Here is a 16072-nt window from a genome sequence, read left to right as displayed (position 1 = left end):
CTATGACCCGGGTCACTGTCGCTGTCGGTGTCGATACTGCGGGTCGGGTGCATCCGCCCACCATGTGCGCGGGTTTGGCGATGCCGCCCGGCCGACTGTGCTGGAGCACAGTCGGCGTCGAGAGCAAGTGCCTACTATCGAATCCATGACAGCGCTCACCGGCCCGCCGCGCAACGGCTCCACCGCAGTGCCGCCGACCGGTTCGACCGCAGTAGCGGCGAGCGGTTCGACCGCGGTAGCGCGCACGCTGCTCGTCGAGGTCGACGATCTCACCACCGAACTCGTCGGCCGCATCCTCACCGGCGAGAACGCCTACGCGGAGGCCGCCCTCACCGAGGCGCAGCTGCACCTCGTCGTCCGCGACAATCTGGCCGCCCTGCTCGAACAACTCTCCGGGAGCGCCGGGCGGAGGCTGCAACCGGCGACCGTGGTGGGCCGGGTCAAGGCGGAACTGGGTGTGCCGATCGCGGCGGTGCTGCACGCTTACCGGCTGGCGGGACGGCTGCTGTGGGAACGCGCGCTCGTCACGGCGCGGGGGACGAATCTGGACGCGCTGCCGCAGCTCGGCTCGGAGATGTGGCGGCTGCTGGACGACTATTCCGGCGCCGCCGCCGACGCGTACGCCGACTACCTCACCGAGCGGGTCCGCCGCCACGACGTCGAGCGCCGCGCCATGCTGCGGCGGTTGTTCGACGGCGAGGCCGACGATCCCACCCAGCGCGATATCGCCCGGGCCCTGCACCTGCCGCCGCTGGGCAGTTTCGTCGTGGTGCACGCCGAAACCGATTCCGGCGCAATCGAACCGCTGTTCGGGATCGAGGATCGGCTGCGGGCCGATTTCGTCGAGTCGATCTGGCTCACCGAGCCGGGCGCGCGGATCGGGCTGCTCAATGTGGCCACCGCACGCTCGCACGAGCGGGTGCTGTCGCGCCTGCGCGCCCACGCGACCGGGCGAATCGGGGTGAGCCGGCCCTTCCCGACGCCGGGGTCCGCGGGGACCGCCTTGCGCGAGGCGGAACTCGCGGGGCGGTGCGCGCCACCCGGCAGCCCGGCCGTGACCGCGTACGGCAGCACGCCGATCCCGCTCGTTCTCGCGCATGCGCCCTCGGCGTCACGGGAATTGGCGGACGATGTCCTGGGCCCGGTGCTCGAGCTGCCGCCGGAGGAACGCGACACCCTCCTCGATACCCTCGAGCTGTGGTTCGAATGCGGTGGCTCCAATACCGAGGTGGCGCAACGGCTCCACTACCACCGCAACACCATTCACTACCGGCTGCGGCGGATCGAGACGCTGACCGATCGCCGTTGCTCGGACCCGAAGGCCGCCGCGGAGCTGTACATCGCCCTGCACGCCGCGCGGCTCGCCGGATTCGATCCGGCCTGAGCAGCAACCGGGTTCAGCGTCCAGCTGCACCGCGAGCTCGACGAGTCGACCCAGGAACTGCCGCGGATCACCGCTGGCACCCGGCCTACTGGCCCGGCCCCCAGCGCTGCACCGATGCCGGGCGTCAGGGTGTGAGTGGGAGTCGATCGGGCGTGCGGGCCACCGGCCGTCCCGCGGCGCTGACCAGCTCGCCGATCCGGATCGCATCACGGACGGCCGCGCCACCGACATCGTTGTTGAAGAAGACGTAGGCGTCGTGATTCCCGTCCCAGGTGTCCTCGATGCGCCGGACCCACTCGGCCAGAACATGTTTCGGGTAGCGGGGTGCGGACCGGCCGGGACCTTCATGGAAACGGACGTAGGCCCAGTCGGCCGTGCGCCACAGCGGCGTGATCGGCCGCCCGAGCCGATCGGCCCAGCACAGTGCCGCACCGTGCGCTTCGAGCACGGCCCGCACCCGGTCGTCCCACCAACTCTCGTGGCGCGGCTCGACCGCCACGCGCAAATCGGCGGGGATCAGCCTGAGCGCCCGGTCGAGCCGCTCGGATTCGACGGTCAGGGTGGGAGGCAGCTGAATCAGTATCGGCCCCAACCGGTCCCCCAGACCGCGCGCGGCATCGATCATCCGCTCGAGCGGTACCTCGACGTCCTGCAACCGGCGATAGTGGGTGACCACCCGACTGGCCTTCACCGCCATCACGAAATCCTCCGGCGTCCGTCCGTGCCACCCCTCGAAGGTCGTCCGCGCCACCGGCCGATAGAAGGCCGCGTTCAACTCCACCGCCCCGAACCCCCGCGCATACACCTCGAGCCACCGCCGCTGCCCGACTCCTCGCGGGTACACCAGCTCCCGCCAGTCGTCGTACTGCCACCCCGATGTCCCGACGAACACCGTCATGGCTCGCCTCCCCGGCCCCGCATCACGTGGGCAAACCTCCGGACGCCATACCCCACTGTCCCACCGCCGGCCGCGGCCCGCCAAAGCAGTGAAATCCTTCCGTTTCATACGGCCTTGCGCCCATTCGACTGTTCGCGGACCACCGGGGCAGTTCATCTCCGCCGTACGGCTCCTGCACGCGATCAACGGACCGTGATCGGGGAGACGATGGCCTACTCTCGGATGGCATGAGCTCAGCCGCCGATACAACTGCCGTGACGAACTTGATCGCGAAGTATGCCGAGTTGGTCGATAGTGGGGATTTCGCCGGAGTGGGGGCGTTGTTCGAACACGGGGTGTTCAGCGGCAGCGGTGGGTCGGTCGCGGGGAGTGAGCGGATCGAGAAGATGTTCCGGGGCATGGTGATCGTGTACGAGGATGGGACGCCGCGCACCCATCACGTCACCACGAACATCGCCGTCGAATTCGGCGAGGATGCCGATACCGCCACGGCGCGTTCCTATTTCACGGTGTTCCAGGCCACACCGGACCTGCCTCTGCAGCCGGTGGCGGCCGGCCGTTACCGGGACCGCTTCGAGCGCAGTGCCGGCCAGTGGCGGTTCGCCGAGCGCCAGGTGCAGATCACGCTTACCGGCGACATGAGCCGGCACCTACGCACCCCGGCCCCACGGGAGAGCTGACGGGCGGATCCGTCCCACCCGTGCAGGCCGAAGGAAGTGTCGCGGTGGCAGTTGCGGGTCGCCGATCGGGAGTCGGGCGGTGGCGCTACGTCAGCGCTGGTTCGAGTTGCCCGGTTTCCGCCCGATTCCACACGCCCACAAGGTCCCCAGCACCGCCCCCGGCGGCACCAGCACCCACACCCACCACGGATAGAACCACTCCAGCGTGACACCCAGCAGCAGCCACACGATCAAATTCAGCCCACTGAGCGACAACCACACAATGGTCAGCACCGTCATGGCGATCCGCCCGCCCGATGGCCCCGGTTCCTTGATCTCGGGCAGATCAGCGGACACCTTGGCCAGCTCGCCCCGGGTACGAGCCTGCCAGATCGACTGCACCCGGCTGTCGAACTCACCGAGATCGAGCACGCCGGCGTCCACAGCGCGGCGCAGCGTCTCCTCGAGTTTCTTCCGTTCGGCGTCGGAGATCCGAATATCGTTGGGGTGCACCGGCTCACTCACAATCCCGATCCTGCCATCCCCGGCCCGACCGCGCTCGCGAGTGCATCCGAATGCCGATCAGCGTTGGCGCTCGATGTGCTCGTCGCCATGACGGTCGCGGTCCTGCGCGAAGAGACCACAGCCACCGACACCGCCGCCCGCAATATGGCCGCCGTCCGGCAGGTGTGGCTGACCGCCGTGTGGGGCACCGGGATTCAGTAGACGACGATCGGCCCACCACGATTCGTGGTGGGCCGATCATTCGATGAAACCTTGGCCGCACGCCGGTGATCCGACCCGACGTGGATATTGCCGGGGCTAGCCGGGCCGGGCCGCTGTCGCCGCCGGACCGACCGCACGGAAGGTGAGGGCGGCGACGAAGGTGAGGGCCGCGATGGCGGCGGCGGCCGCGAAGGCGGTGGTCATGCCGCCGACCAGGGCGTGCTGGGCCGAGCCGCCGGCGCTGCGGGAGGCGGTGCCGAAGACCGTGACCAGGATGGCCAGACCGAGGGAGGCGCCGGTCTGCTGGAGGGTTTGCAGTGCGCCGCCGGCCGCGCCCGCCTCATGGGTGTCGACATTCGACATGATGATGACGTTCAGGGGCGAAACCGCCAGACCGATACCGCATCCCATCAGGATCATGGCGATGAACAGCAGCGGGAAGTAGCCGCTGTCGGCCGTCAGCTGGGTGAGCAGGACCAGGCCGGCCACCATCAGGGCCGCGCCGGTGACGGTCACCGGTTTCGGGCCGAAGCGGGGCAGCAGGCGCGGGATCAGCCGGATCATGGTGAACATCAGCAGGGCGGTGGGCAGGAAGGCGAAACCGGTTGCCAGCGCACTCAATCCGAGCACGTCCTGCAGGAACTGGGTGAGGAAGAAGAACATCGACATGCCCGCCATCGGCGCCAGGAACATGTTCACGTAGGCGGTGGCGCGATTGCGGTCGGCGAACAGGCGCAGCGGCAGTAGCGGTTGGGCCGCACGGGATTCGATGGCGAGGAATGCGGCGATCAGGATCGCGCCGGCCGCCAGGGAGATGTCGGTGGTGGCAGTCCCCCAGCCGTCCGAGGCGGCGTTGATGAAGCCGTAGACCAGAGCGGCCACGCCGGTGCTGGCGGTCAGCGCGCCGGGCAGATCGAGGTGGGCCGGCTGCCGTTCGGCCCTGGGCAGGTAGCGCAGCGCCAGCACCACGACGATCAACCCGAACGGCACATTGATGAACAGCACCGAGCGCCAGCTCAGCCATTCGGTGAGCAGCCCGCCGACGATGAGGCCGATAGCGAAACCGGCACTGGACATTCCGGAGAACAGCGCGAGTACGCGCATCCGGGCTTTCGGATCACTGAAGGTGGTGGTCAGCAGGGCGAGGGTGTTGGGTCCGGCCATGGCCCCGCCGATGCCCTGCACGACGCGCGCGGCGAGCAGCCAGCCCGCGGAGGGCGCCAGCCCGCCCGCGAGGGAGGCCAGGGTGAACAGGGTGGCGCCGGCGATGAACAGGTTGCGGCGGCCGAACAGATCGCCGGCGCGCCCGCCGAGCAGCAGTAATCCGCCGAAGGCCAGGCTGTAGGAGTTCATCACCCAGGACAGGCCGGTGGCGCTGAAGTGCAGGTCGGTCTGGATGCGCGGCAGCGCCACATTCATCACGGTGATGTCGAGAACGATCATCAATTGGCAGGTCAACAGGGTGGCCAGCACGATTCCAGACCGCAGCCGGGGGGCTCGAGCGGGTGCCGGCACGCGCACGGCAGCGTTCGAGGGAAGGGTGGTCGACAAGGAATGCTCCATCGAATGGGATACAAACGGAGGAAGCCTCCGTTTCCGATGGAGTTATCATATGGAGGGTTCCTCCATTTGCGCAAGCCTAACCGGAGGGTCCATCCGTTTCTAGTGGAGGGTTCGTGGAAGCACCGTCGACCGGGAAGCCGATGCGCGCCGACGCGCGCCGCAACTACGAGCGGATCGTGACCACCGCCCAGCAGGCCTTCACCGAACTGGGCCCCGAGGCGCCGCTCGAGGAGATCGCGCGCCGCGCCGGGGTCGGCATCGGCACCCTGTACCGGCACTTCCCCAATCGTGAGGTGCTGATCGAGGCCGTCTACCGTTCCAGCATCGAGCACTTGAGCCAACGCGCCCACGACCTCCTCGAAACCCACACGGCCGGGACGGCTTTCGAGTACTGGCTGCGCGAACAGGTGGAGTGGGTGATGGCCAATCGCGTCCTCGCCACCACCCTCAAGGCGGGCATGGACCACAACACGCCGACCTTCACGCTGTGCCGCGAGGCGATCACCGGGGCGGCCTCCCTGCTGGTACAGGCGGCGCGGGACGCGGGCACGATCCGCACCGACATCGAGCCGCGCGACCTGATCAGGCTCGGGCACGGCCTGGGCGTCGCCTGCGAGACCACACCCGAGGCCGCCGAACGCCTGATCGCGGTGACCCTCGACGGCCTGCGCGCCACCCCGGCCGACGCTCAGCGGTTGTAGGGCTGTTCCTCGACCCAGCCGAAACCTCACTCCAGCAAGGGAAACGACTTCGGATCGAGCTGGGTGAACCACGCGTGAGAACCAGCGGTGTGAGCGCGGCGGGATTCGGCGCCGGGTGCTAGAGCAAGCTGTTGGCGGCGAGGCGGGCGAGGCAGGTGTCGACGACGTCGGCGGCGGAGCCGGACGCCTCCCCCGCTGCCCAGAGTTCGGTCGCCAGGCGGACGGCGGTATTGGCCATGGCGGCGGCGAGCGCGACGTCCAGGTCGTCGGCGGGGCGGCCGGTGCGGGCGGCGATGATCGGGATGAGCTGGGTTTCGCAGTCGTATTGGACGCGCAGCCAGGTCGCACGCAGAGCGGGCAGTTGGGTTGCGGCCAGGACCAACGGACGCAGGCGGCTCTCGGCGATGCCCTCGATCGCGAGCGTGCCCACCGTGGCCGTGCGATACGAGCGGCTCAGGGCTTCCCGCAGCGACAGCTCGGGCGGGCAGGCGGCGAGTTCGTCGGCCCAGGCCTGGGTTCCGATGGCGAGCAGCGGCGCGACGACGTCCTCCTTACCGGCGAAATACCGGTAGAACGTGCGCAGACCCATCCCCGCGGCCGCCGCGATCTCGTCCACGGTCGTTGCGGCATAACCGTTTTCGATGAAGAGCCGGGCGGCCACCAGCGCCACTTCCCGGCGTGTGGCCGCCCGTCGGGTCTCGCTGAGCGCCGGGCGTCCGGCACGGTTTCGCTCGCTGGTCACCCGGGGAACTGTACCGAGGCCCAAAACGTTTGATGGCGCGACGTGCCATTTTCGGCATATCGTGTCAGAAACTAGTTCCACCGATCAGGAAGTGATCCATGAACCGTCTCGAGCAGCGCCGCATTCTGGTGACCGGCGCCGGATCCGGAATCGGCCAGGCCACCGTCCTCCGTCTGCTGTCCGAGGGCGCGGTCGTCGCCGGCGCCGACGTCAATGCCGAGGGCCTCGCCCTGACCCGTAAGCAGGCCGCCGAGGCGGGCACCGCCGCGCGGCTGACCACCGTCGAGATGAATATCGGCGTGGAGTCCGAGGTGGTCGCGGGAGTGCGCACCGCCATCGACGCGCTCGGCGGGCTGGACGCGGTGGTGAACGCGGCGGGGATGCTGCGTGCGGCCCATACCCACGAGACGTCGCTGGACCTGTGGAACCAGATCATCAACGTCAACCTCACCGGCACCTTCCTGGTGATCCGCGAGGCCCTGCCCGCCCTGCTCGCCAACCCGCGCAGCACGGTCGTCAACTTCAGCTCGACCTCGGCGAACTTCGCCCACCCGTACATGGCCGCGTACTCCGCCAGCAAGGGCGGCATCCAGACTCTCACCCATGTCCTGGCCCTCGAATACGGCAAGCAGGGCCTGCGCGCGGTGAGCGTCGCCCCCGGCGGCATCAAGTCCGGCATCACCGACGCCACCCCCGGCTACCTCCCCCAGGACGCCGACTGGTCGCTGTTCGGCCGCCTGATCGCCGTTCTGCCCCAGGACAATCCGGCCGAACTGGCCGGCCCCGAGAACGTCGCCGGTGTCATCGCCATGCTGGTCTCCGACGACGGCCGCTTCATCAGCGGCACCGAGATCCGCATCGACGGCGCGGCCCACACGTAAGACCGCCGGGCCCCGATCGATACGGCAGGGCCCCGATCGACGATCCGATCGGGGCCTGCTGCCACAACTACTGTCCGGCACCCACCAGTTCGGCCGACGCCCCACGCAGAATGCTGTCGGCCGTCCCCGCCGCCCATTCGAGCGCCACATCCAGCTTGTCCAGCACGTCCCCCGCGGGCGCTTCGACCAGGCACCGCTCGATCTGACTGATCACACCGGCCGACGGCCCACCCTTCTTGGCCACCTCGGCCTGCGTCCACCCGTTCTCCTGCCGGCGCGCCTTCACCCGCTCGGCGAGCGCCTTGATATCCGGCACTCCGCCCGCCTCCGCGGCACTGGTCTTCGCAACCTCGGCAGCAGCCTCTGCGGCAACCGCCGCAACGGCCACCGGCTCCGAAACGGCCGGCGCCGTAGCCTCCGAAACGACAGACTCCGCCTTCGCCCCCTGCGCATCCAGCATCCGCGGTGCCTTCCCGGAAGTGATCACCCCCTGGGTAATGAGCCGAGACCGCTTCCGCCTACCCATCTTCGCCATGCACCGCTCCTCGATCCGCAGTCCCAGCCTTCGCTGAAGCCCCGGCAAGGTTGCCACAGGTTCGCACGAATCCCCCGCCATCCCCTCCTCCTCGGCGTGCCAAGCCTCGAAATCGCATGTACAGACCACCGGTCGATCGCTGGATGCCGACATCACCGGAGCCGCCGAACTCCAGACCCACCCGGATTTCCGGCCGCAACGCCGAGCCGGCGGGTGCGAACCTGCGAGTCCCGGGCAGCGCCGACCCTGTGCCGTGTCAGCCGTTTTCCGGTGAGTTGTTGCGGTGGAGCGGTACGTCCTCGAACTCGGTGAGCACCTGACGGAGGAAGGCTCGAATCTGGTGCTGGGCTGATGTCGTTGCGCTGTACAGGGTTTCGATTACCGGTTGCAGCTGCGTGCCGGTGTCGACGGCCAGGCGCACCAGGCCTTGTCCGGCGCAGCGGGTCATGGTCGGCTCGAGGAACTTCGCGGCGTCCGCGATCCGGCCGGAGGCCGACAGGCAGCAGCCATACAGGAGTTCGGCATTCGTGAGCGCGCGCGGGCGGTTCTGGGTGGAGATCACGTCGACGAGGCGCTGCGCTTGCCGGCATGCCTGTTCGGCCGCTGCCGGGGTGCCCTTGCCCAGGAGTAGCCGGATGGCCGAGTCGTGGGCCAGTTCCGCGGCCACCGCGGTGGGAGCATCGGGATGGGCGGTATACGGCTCGAGGTGTTCGAGGTCGCGGCGGTCGGTGTCGGTGATCGGCAGGCCCAGCCGGATGCGTTCGTTGATCATGCGGGCTGCCAGCCGCGGCAGGACCATGTTCGCCGCGAGCTTGGTTCCCTCGTCCAATCGCTCGTTCATGGCGTCGATATCGCCGCGCACCGCGGCCAGGCGGGCGGCGGTACCGTAGCCCGCCATCTGGAACTCGACCGCCCCGCCCTCGACGCCGAGCCCGCCCGCGAGCAGTTCCTCGGCCTCGGTGAATTGGCCTTTCTCGTACAGCAATTCGCCGAGCAGCGCGCTGGGGAGCCGGGTGGCCTGCGATTGCCTGCCCGTCTGCAGCGCCTGACCGAGCGCGGTGCGGAACCGGGACTCGGCGGTACCGACATCGAGCTGTTCGTAGGCGGCGGTCCCGTCGACGCAGTCGCAGTACACCGCGCCGAACGGTCCGCGCGCCCGGTCGCGGTACGGTTCGATCCAGCGATACCAGCTGTGCACCTCGGCGAAGTCGAAGCGATACAGCGCCGAGATCATCGCCCCCACCGCCAGCCCGTGGGCCATGAAGGGCCGCACCGAATCCCGTGCCTGTGCGAGCTCCGGCGCCAGTACCGTCGTCTGGTCGGTCGCGAGCGCCAGGCTGATACGCACCAGCTTCATCTCGAGCTCGATGTCGGCGGATTCGCCATCGTGGTCGCGGGCCGCGGCGAGCGCTGTCTCGGCGCGTGCCAAGGCGGTCTCCGCGGCGGCCGGGCGCTGTATGGCTACGTTCGCCCACGCGATGTGCACCTGCAGCCGCGGATTCGACGCGGTGAGCGAGCCCGGCAGTTTGGCCGCCAGCCCGAGCAGCGTCCCCATGCGCGACTGCTCTATCAATTGCCCGGCGTGCTCGGCGACCAGTCGGCAGGCCCGCTGGGGTTCGCCTGCGGCGAGCAGGTGATCGACGGCCTCGGTGAGCATGTCGTGGGCCTCGAACCACTGCGCGGCGGTGAGGTGCAGTTCCTCGAGCAGTCCCGGATGCTGCCGGATCAGCCGCTCGCGCAGGAAGTCGGCGAACAGCGTGTGGTAGCGGAACCAGCGCAGATCGTCGTCGATGCTGCGCAGGAACAGATCGCGCTGCCGCACCTGTTCGAGCATGTCCTGGCCGTTGCTCACGCCCGTCAGCACCTCGGCGAGATCACCGTTGATGCGCGTCGGAACCGATGTCCGCATGACGAATTCGAGCAGTTCGGGTTCGAGGGTGTCGACGACGTTCTCCATCAGGTACTCCCCGATGGCGTAGTGCCGTCCCGAGATCTGATCGATGTACGCGCCCGGATCGTCGCGGCCGCGCAGCGACATCGAGGCCAGTTGCAGTGCCGCCGCCCACCCTTCGGTCGATTCGCGCAGTCGCTCGACCTCCGCCGCGGCGAGGGTCAGCCCGCTGGTGTCGGCGAAGAACGCGGCGGTCTCCGCGTCGTCGAATCGCAGGGCGGACTCGTCGATCTCGGTGAGCTCGTCGCGAACCCGCATGCGCCCCAGCGGGAGTCCGGTACGGCTGCGGCTGGTGACGATCACCCGCAGGTGACGGCAGCCATGGTCGAGCAGGAATTCCATCGCGGCCACGGTCGCGGCGCTGGTCACCCGGTGCCAGTCGTCGATCACGAGCGCCACGGTCTGGCCGCTGTTGTGGATCTCGTCGATGAGGGTGGTCATGACGTGCCGCGCGGCATCACTGGCATGCTCCTCGAGCAGCTGCTCCAGATCCGCGGCCACACCCGGATGGGCGTAGCGGATCGCCTCCACCACATGCGTCAGGAACCAGACGACATTGTCGTCATCCTCGTCCACGCTGAGCCAGGCCGCTCGAATACCCTCGGCGGCAAGCACATCCGTCCATTCCGCGGCCAGTGTGCTCTTCCCGAATCCGACGGGTCCGTGGATCAGTACCAGCCGCCGGCCCTGCCCTTCCCGCAGCCGGTCGAGCAGGCGCCCGCGCAGTACCGGCTGCCGCGGCGCGCTGGGCGGACGGTACCGGGTGGACGGCGTCGGCGCCGGCACCGGGCTCGAACGCGGCGACGGGACGGGAACCGGCGGTATGACCGTCCGGGCTCCGGCATCGGCCGGCAGCGCCATCGAGTCGACCATGAGCCCGGAGGCGAATTCGATATTGCGCAGCCGGTCACCGAACTCCCGTGCGGTCTCGGGCCGGTCCGAAGGATCCTGTGCCATAGCGGATTCCAGCGCCGAGCACAGCGCTGCCGGTACCTCACTGTTCCGCAGATCGGGCACCGGCTCGGAGGTGATCCGCACGAATTGCGCGACCATCGACTCGCCCTCGCGGCGTTCGAAGGCGGCGTGCCCGGTGAGCAGACAGAACAGTGTGGCGCCCAGGCCGTAGATGTCGGCGGCCTCGGCAGGCTCGGCTCCCCGCAGTACCTCGGGCGCGGTGAATGCCGGCGTCCCGGCGATGAGTCCGGACCGGGTCTCGAAAGCCCCACTGATGCGGGCGATTCCGAAATCGCTCAGCAGCGGCTCGCCATAGTCGGATTGCAGGATATTGGCCGGATTCACATCGCGATGCACCATCCCGTGCCCGTGCGCGGCCGCCAGCGCGCCGGCGATCTTCACCCCGACCGACAGCACCTCCTGCCACGGCAGCGGCCCCCGCTCCCGAATCCGCGATTGCAGCGACCCGAGCGCAAAGAACGGCATGACCAGATACGGCCGCCCCGTGACCGTGACATCGGCGGACAGCACCTGAACGATGTGCGGATGCCCGCCGAACCGGCCCAGCGCCCGCTGTTCCCGGAGAAACCGCTCCCGCTCATCCCCGCTCGACCGCGCATCGAGCACCTTCACCGCGACCAGCCGATCCAGCGAATGCTCATGACACCGGTAGACAACCCCGAAACCACCCCGCCCGATCTCGAGGGCATCGTCGAACCCGGCCGCGGCGAGTTCCTCGGCGACCCCTATCCGCAGGTCAGGCTGCGTACCGTCACTTTCACGTTCGACCATGCCCGCTCATTTGCCTCGACGAGTTGGGCTCCGACACCCCGATCGTAACCACGGGTATGCCCGATCGGCGGATTGTTGCCCGCACCGGGCGAGGGGATCGCCACTACCTCCGAGTTCTCAGCGGCTGCCCGCATGCCGATAGCCCACTGCGGCCGGAACCGCGAACACGCTCGGTGACCCCAGCGACCACACCAGGCTCACCAGCAACGGCCTGGCCGGCAACCGCCCTGCGCGAGCGCACGCAGGGCATCGATGGCGACCGAGAAGGCGAGTCGCTTCGGTGAGTGGTCCGATAACCGGAACAGCAGTCCGCAAGACCGGACCCGCTCCTCCGCGCGTATCGCGCCCGTGCATCGAGTCGCGCGCACCGCAGCCGGAAAACTCGGAATCGGGTCCACCCAGCGATCGCTGCGCGATAGTTGAGGTCGGCGAAGGAGTTCAGATGGCAGAGATCGTGTCCGTCACCGGCGGCAAGGTTCTGGGCACACGCGAGGGCGGCGTCACCCGTTTCCTCGGCATCCCTTACGCGGCAGCGCCGATCGGGCCCGCCCGGTTCGAAGCCCCGCGACCGGTCGAGGCCTGGTCGGGAGTGCGCGAAGCCCTCGAATTCGGACCCACCTGTGTGCAATCCCCGTATCCGCCACCGATTCACGCCCTCATCGGCAGCGACGGGATCCCCGGCGACGAGTATCTGAACGTCAATGTGTGGACCCCCGATCACACGGGGTCCGGTCTGCCGGTGCTGGTGTGGATTCACGGCGGGGCTTTCGTCCGCGGGTCGAACGCCCGGCGCATCTACGACGGGACCGCCTTCGCGCGCGACGGCGTCGTGGTGGTGTCGGTCAATTACCGGCTCGGCATCTCCGGGTTCGCCGCCGTTCCCGGATCCGCGTCGAATCGTGGTCTGCGCGACCAGATCTTCGCATTGGAGTGGGTGCGCGAGAACATCGCGGCCTTCGGCGGCGATCCCGGCAATGTGACGGTCTTCGGCGAATCCGCGGGCGGGATGAGCGTGGTGGCGCTGCTCGCGTCACCACGGGCACGCGGGCTGTTCCGGCGCGCGATCGCGCAGAGCGCCAATGGTTCCGCGGTCGCCACCGCGGACGACGCGGGCAAGGTGGCGCGGCAGCTGGCCGATCTGCTCGGCATCGAACCGACCGCGTCCGCCTTCGGCCGGCTCGGTCCGGACGAGCTGCGCAGCGCCCAGGATTCACTCGCCCTGGCGCTGATGACCGATCCGGATCCGGACCGCTGGGGTGCGTCGATCATCGCCAACGGACTCGGCATCATGAGCTTCTTCCCGACGATCGATGGCGATATTGTCCCGGACTGTCCGACGGATGTCATTGCCGCCCAACCGGATCGGACCGTACCTCTGCTCACCGGATGGACCGCCGAGGAATTCCGATTCTTCACTTTCCCCTCCGGTCTCGCCGCCGGAATCACCGACCGGGCGCTGCCGCATCTCCTCGCACGCTACGGTCTCGATCCGTCGGTCGCCGATCGCTACGCCGCCAACCGCCCGAACGCCACACCCGCGGACGTGTTCGCCGCCGTCCTCACCGACCTCGTCTTCCGTGATGACGCCATGCGCATCGCGGAATCCACGGCCGCAGCCGGCAACCCGGCCTATGTCTACGAATTCGCTTGGCGTTCAGTCATTGCCGACCTGGGTGCCTGCCATGTCATCGAGGTCCCTTTCGTCTTCGACCAACTTGCCGCCGCTCACACCCTGACCGGCCCGAACCCACCGCAATCCGTGGCCGATGAGGTGCATCGCGCCTGGGTGCGCTTCGCTACCCACGGCGACCCGGGCTGGTCCCGCTTCGACACCACGACCCGCACCGTTCGCGTCTTCGACGCTCCGGAATCCCATGAGGTGGCCGACCCCCGCCCGGACGAACTACGCGCCCTGCGCCGAGCGAAGCTCACCTCCAGCGCGTCGGTATAGCGGCATGGAATAGCAAAGGCCGCAGGTCAGGAACCTGCGGCCTTTGTCGAGCGTGTCCGTTCGAGTCGGCGAGAGGTATTGCGCGCCAACGGAATCCGGGCGCAGTAGTCGGCATGCGGACTCCACTGCCGCTCGACGCACGCCCGCCTTGACGTGAGTGCGGCCCCGCCGCTACCCTCTGAAATCGAGACAGATCAGTCTCGATTTTGACCCGATGGAGGCGAGTCGAACATGGTTGCGCAGGCACTGGACGTGCGGGAAGCCGTCCAGATCGTCGAGCGATTGGCACAGGCGAAAAGCCGACAGGACGTGGCGGCCACGATGGCCGTGTACCACCCGGACGCCGTGCTCGAATCACCCTCGCTCGAATCCCATTACGCCGGGGCGGAGGTCGAGGGCGCGATCAGGGGATGGTTCGCGTTCGCGCCCGACTACGAAGTCCGGCTGGATGGCCACGGGCTCGATGACCAGACGCTGTGCTGCTGGGGCGAGATCGCCTTCACCCCGGCGTTCACCGTCAATGGCGCGGTGCCGAACGGTAGTCGGGTCTCGGTCCCGGTCTTCATTCTGTTCCGCTTCCGCGACGGCCGGGTCAGCTGGGAGAGCTTCCACTTCGACGTCGCCGGGGTCGCCCGTCAGTGCGGCGTCGACGCGCGCGCCATGGTGCGGGCGTCATGATCGTCGGCGCTCGCCGGCCGAGCACTACCACCATGCGCGCGGCTCGACACGAAAGCTGGGGATCGCCACTGGAGATCGCCGATGTCGAACGGCCGGAGCCCGCCGCGGGTGAAGTCCGCATCGCGGTGCGGGCGACCAGCGTGAACCCGATCGACATGCACACCGGCAACAATTCGGGCTATGAGCAGTCCATGCGGCTGCCCTGCATCCCCGGGTGGGACGTCGCCGGTGTCGTGGATGCGGTCGGCTACGGGGTGACCCGCTACGCCGTGGGCGACCGCCTCTACGGTCTGGCCTGGTTCCCCTATCCGGCGGGCACGTACGCCGAATACATGACGGTGCCCGCGTATCACCTTGTACCGATGCCGAAGTCGGCTTCCTTCGCGGAGGCTGCGTGCTTGCCGATGGCCGCGCTGACGGCCTGGCAGATGCTCGACGCTGCCGGGGTGCGCACCGGTCAGCACGTTCTGATCAGTGGCGCCTCCGGCGGCGTGGGTCACCTCGCGGTGCAGTTGGCGGTCGCACGCGGCGCCACGGTCACCGCCCTGGTACGTCCCGATCACCATGCCGCACTGTACGAATTGGGCGCACATGCCTGCGTGGACTACACCGATACGGACGCTGTCACAGCAATCGGGAAGGTCGACGCGGCGATCGATCTGGTCGGATTCGGTTTCGGCGCTTCGCTGTTCGACCGAGTGACGCCCGGAGGCGCGATCGCCTTGGCGACCGCATGGTCGGTCAAGGGATACCAGGCCGCCGCGGCGGAGCGGGGTATCCGCGCGGCCTCGTGCCTGGTGGAACCCGATCCCACCGCCCTCGCGGCCATCGCGGAGCTTGTCGATTCGGGCGCGGTGCGCGTCGTCGTCGGCGCCCAGTTCGAACTTGCCCAGGCCGCCGATGCCCAGCGGTGGGTCAAGGACCGGCGTGGCTTCGGCAAGGCCGCGATCGTAGTGAACGCAACGGATCCGGCGTGACCGAAAGACCCAAGCAGCTACGCGGAATCGCGGTGCGCGACAAGCTTGTCGGCATCGCGACCGACCTCTTCTACGACAACGGTGTGCGAGCCATCGGCGTCGATGAGGTGGTGCGACGGGCGGGGATGGCGAAGGCGAGCCTGTATCGCTGGTTCCCGACCAAGGATGACCTCGTTCTCGCGGTGCTACAGCAGCGCGACGACAGGTTCTGGGCCCGCTGGGACCAGACCGCGTCGCGCCACGCCGACGCCCGGGACGAACTCGACGCCCAGCTCGCCTGGATCCAGGACGTGGCGACGCGCGAGGGCTACCGCGGCTGCGCTTTCGTCAACACGGCCGCGGAATTCAGCAATGCGCAATCGGAGCAAATCCGGCAGCGCTGCGCCGAGCACGAACACGAACTCGCGCGACGGCTCCGCGCACTGACCGCGCGGCTCGGCGTCCCGGACGGCGATCGGCTCGCCGATCAGCTCCACCTCGCCATCGTCGGTGCCTTCGCGGTCGGCGGGATCTACCCGACCGGCGGACCGGCCATCCGCCTCAGGGCATTGGCCGAGGACCTGATGGACGGGCGCCGGCCGCCGAACTGACACCGCCGGGGGCGGCACCAATGGTCGGTCCATCACAAACCTGCGATGGACCGACCTTTTCCCTTGGCGATCTCGTTCAGAGCTGTCTTC

The 16072-nt window shown here is 68.7% G+C and carries 14 protein-coding genes; 8 read left to right on the top strand and 6 right to left on the bottom strand.

Translation table 11 applies throughout. From position 1 onward, the window contains the following. The first annotated feature begins 145 nt into the window (after positions 1 to 145). Positions 146 to 1384 (top strand): PucR family transcriptional regulator, encoded by a 1239-nt coding sequence (locus tag ACQP1O_RS13715; RefSeq protein WP_433566180.1) that lies wholly within the window; start codon positions 146 to 148, stop codon positions 1382 to 1384. A 124-nt stretch (positions 1385 to 1508) separates the two neighbouring features. On the opposite strand, the gene ACQP1O_RS13710 is transcribed toward ACQP1O_RS13715, so the two are convergent. Next, entirely contained in the window at positions 1509 to 2282 is a 774-nt protein-coding gene (locus tag ACQP1O_RS13710) for a DUF72 domain-containing protein (RefSeq protein WP_433566179.1), read from the bottom strand. A gap of 227 nt (positions 2283 to 2509) precedes the next feature. On the opposite strand from ACQP1O_RS13710, the gene ACQP1O_RS13705 reads away from it, so the two are divergent. Further along, positions 2510 to 2962 (top strand): nuclear transport factor 2 family protein, encoded by a 453-nt coding sequence (locus ACQP1O_RS13705; RefSeq protein WP_433566178.1) that lies wholly within the window; start codon positions 2510 to 2512, stop codon positions 2960 to 2962. Positions 2963 to 3052: 90 nt separating this feature from the next. Here ACQP1O_RS13705 and ACQP1O_RS13700 read toward each other — a convergent pair whose 3' ends face one another. Both ACQP1O_RS13700 and ACQP1O_RS13695 read right to left on the bottom strand, forming a co-directional pair. After that, positions 3053 to 3466: a DUF1707 SHOCT-like domain-containing protein gene (locus ACQP1O_RS13700; RefSeq protein WP_433566177.1), complete on the bottom strand. Its 414-nt coding sequence runs from the start codon at positions 3464 to 3466 to the stop codon at positions 3053 to 3055. Positions 3467 to 3763: 297 nt separating this feature from the next. Beyond that, positions 3764 to 5140, bottom strand: coding sequence for an MFS transporter (locus ACQP1O_RS13695; protein WP_433566176.1), 1377 nt, complete (start codon positions 5138 to 5140; stop codon positions 3764 to 3766). 203 nt (positions 5141 to 5343) lie between these two features. On the opposite strand from ACQP1O_RS13695, the gene ACQP1O_RS13690 reads away from it, so the two are divergent. Beyond that, positions 5344 to 5931: a TetR/AcrR family transcriptional regulator gene (locus tag ACQP1O_RS13690; protein WP_433566175.1), complete on the top strand. Its 588-nt coding sequence runs from the start codon at positions 5344 to 5346 to the stop codon at positions 5929 to 5931. 118 nt (positions 5932 to 6049) lie between these two features. Here ACQP1O_RS13690 and ACQP1O_RS13685 read toward each other — a convergent pair whose 3' ends face one another. Further along, on the bottom strand, positions 6050 to 6673 hold the full coding sequence (locus ACQP1O_RS13685) for a TetR family transcriptional regulator (RefSeq protein ID WP_433566174.1): 624 nt from the start codon (positions 6671 to 6673) through the stop codon (positions 6050 to 6052). 98 nt (positions 6674 to 6771) lie between these two features. On the opposite strand from ACQP1O_RS13685, the gene ACQP1O_RS13680 reads away from it, so the two are divergent. Then, positions 6772 to 7554: an SDR family NAD(P)-dependent oxidoreductase gene (locus ACQP1O_RS13680; RefSeq protein WP_379429294.1), complete on the top strand. Its 783-nt coding sequence runs from the start codon at positions 6772 to 6774 to the stop codon at positions 7552 to 7554. Between the two features lie 67 nt (positions 7555 to 7621). Here the strand turns inward: ACQP1O_RS13680 and ACQP1O_RS13675 are convergent, their stop codons facing one another. Further along, the gene (locus ACQP1O_RS13675) at positions 7622 to 7942 is read right to left on the bottom strand and encodes a helix-turn-helix domain-containing protein (protein ID WP_433566173.1); all 321 of its coding nucleotides are present in this window, start codon (positions 7940 to 7942) and stop codon (positions 7622 to 7624) included. A gap of 403 nt (positions 7943 to 8345) precedes the next feature. Next, complete coding sequence (locus ACQP1O_RS13670; RefSeq protein ID WP_433566172.1) at positions 8346 to 11786, bottom strand: protein kinase domain-containing protein; 3441 nt, start codon at positions 11784 to 11786, stop codon at positions 8346 to 8348. Between the two features lie 442 nt (positions 11787 to 12228). Between ACQP1O_RS13670 and ACQP1O_RS13665 the strand changes: the two genes are divergently transcribed. The 4 genes from ACQP1O_RS13665 to ACQP1O_RS13650 all read left to right on the top strand — a co-directional run bounded on the left by ACQP1O_RS13665 (position 12229) and on the right by ACQP1O_RS13650 (position 15982). Then, the gene (locus ACQP1O_RS13665) at positions 12229 to 13737 is read left to right on the top strand and encodes a carboxylesterase/lipase family protein (RefSeq protein ID WP_433566171.1); all 1509 of its coding nucleotides are present in this window, start codon (positions 12229 to 12231) and stop codon (positions 13735 to 13737) included. 231 nt (positions 13738 to 13968) lie between these two features. Further along, on the top strand, positions 13969 to 14415 hold the full coding sequence (locus ACQP1O_RS13660) for a nuclear transport factor 2 family protein (protein WP_433566170.1): 447 nt from the start codon (positions 13969 to 13971) through the stop codon (positions 14413 to 14415). Continuing rightward, positions 14412 to 15392 carry an NADP-dependent oxidoreductase gene (locus tag ACQP1O_RS13655; RefSeq protein WP_433566169.1) on the top strand — a complete coding sequence of 327 codons (981 nt, stop codon included), beginning with the start codon at positions 14412 to 14414 and terminating at the stop codon, positions 15390 to 15392. Before ACQP1O_RS13660 ends, ACQP1O_RS13655 begins: the two co-directional genes overlap by 4 nt. Then, positions 15389 to 15982, top strand: a complete 594-nt coding sequence (locus ACQP1O_RS13650; protein WP_433566168.1) for a TetR/AcrR family transcriptional regulator — start codon at positions 15389 to 15391, stop codon at positions 15980 to 15982. The genes ACQP1O_RS13655 and ACQP1O_RS13650 overlap by 4 nt, the downstream gene beginning before the upstream one ends. The last annotated feature ends 90 nt before the right edge of the window (positions 15983 to 16072 follow it).

It is taken from the genome of Nocardia sp. CA-151230 (genome assembly GCF_050942175.1).
Classification (GTDB): domain Bacteria; phylum Actinomycetota; class Actinomycetes; order Mycobacteriales; family Mycobacteriaceae; genus Nocardia.
This window is presented reverse-complemented; position numbering and strand designations above follow the sequence as displayed.

What these genes read in the sequence shown, in the direction of transcription:
- ACQP1O_RS13715 (WP_433566180.1), top strand. Translation starts at nt 146, where the DNA reads ATGACAGCGCTCACCGGCCCGCCGCGCAACGGCTCCACCGCAGTGCCG.
- ACQP1O_RS13710 (WP_433566179.1), bottom strand. Translation starts at nt 2,282, where the DNA reads ATGACGGTGTTCGTCGGGACATCGGGGTGGCAGTACGACGACTGGCGG.
- ACQP1O_RS13705 (WP_433566178.1), top strand. Translation starts at nt 2,510, where the DNA reads ATGAGCTCAGCCGCCGATACAACTGCCGTGACGAACTTGATCGCGAAG.
- ACQP1O_RS13680 (WP_379429294.1), top strand. Translation starts at nt 6,772, where the DNA reads ATGAACCGTCTCGAGCAGCGCCGCATTCTGGTGACCGGCGCCGGATCC.
- ACQP1O_RS13670 (WP_433566172.1), bottom strand. Translation starts at nt 11,786, where the DNA reads ATGGTCGAACGTGAAAGTGACGGTACGCAGCCTGACCTGCGGATAGGG.
- ACQP1O_RS13665 (WP_433566171.1), top strand. Translation starts at nt 12,229, where the DNA reads ATGGCAGAGATCGTGTCCGTCACCGGCGGCAAGGTTCTGGGCACACGC.
- ACQP1O_RS13660 (WP_433566170.1), top strand. Translation starts at nt 13,969, where the DNA reads ATGGTTGCGCAGGCACTGGACGTGCGGGAAGCCGTCCAGATCGTCGAG.
- ACQP1O_RS13655 (WP_433566169.1), top strand. Translation starts at nt 14,412, where the DNA reads ATGATCGTCGGCGCTCGCCGGCCGAGCACTACCACCATGCGCGCGGCT.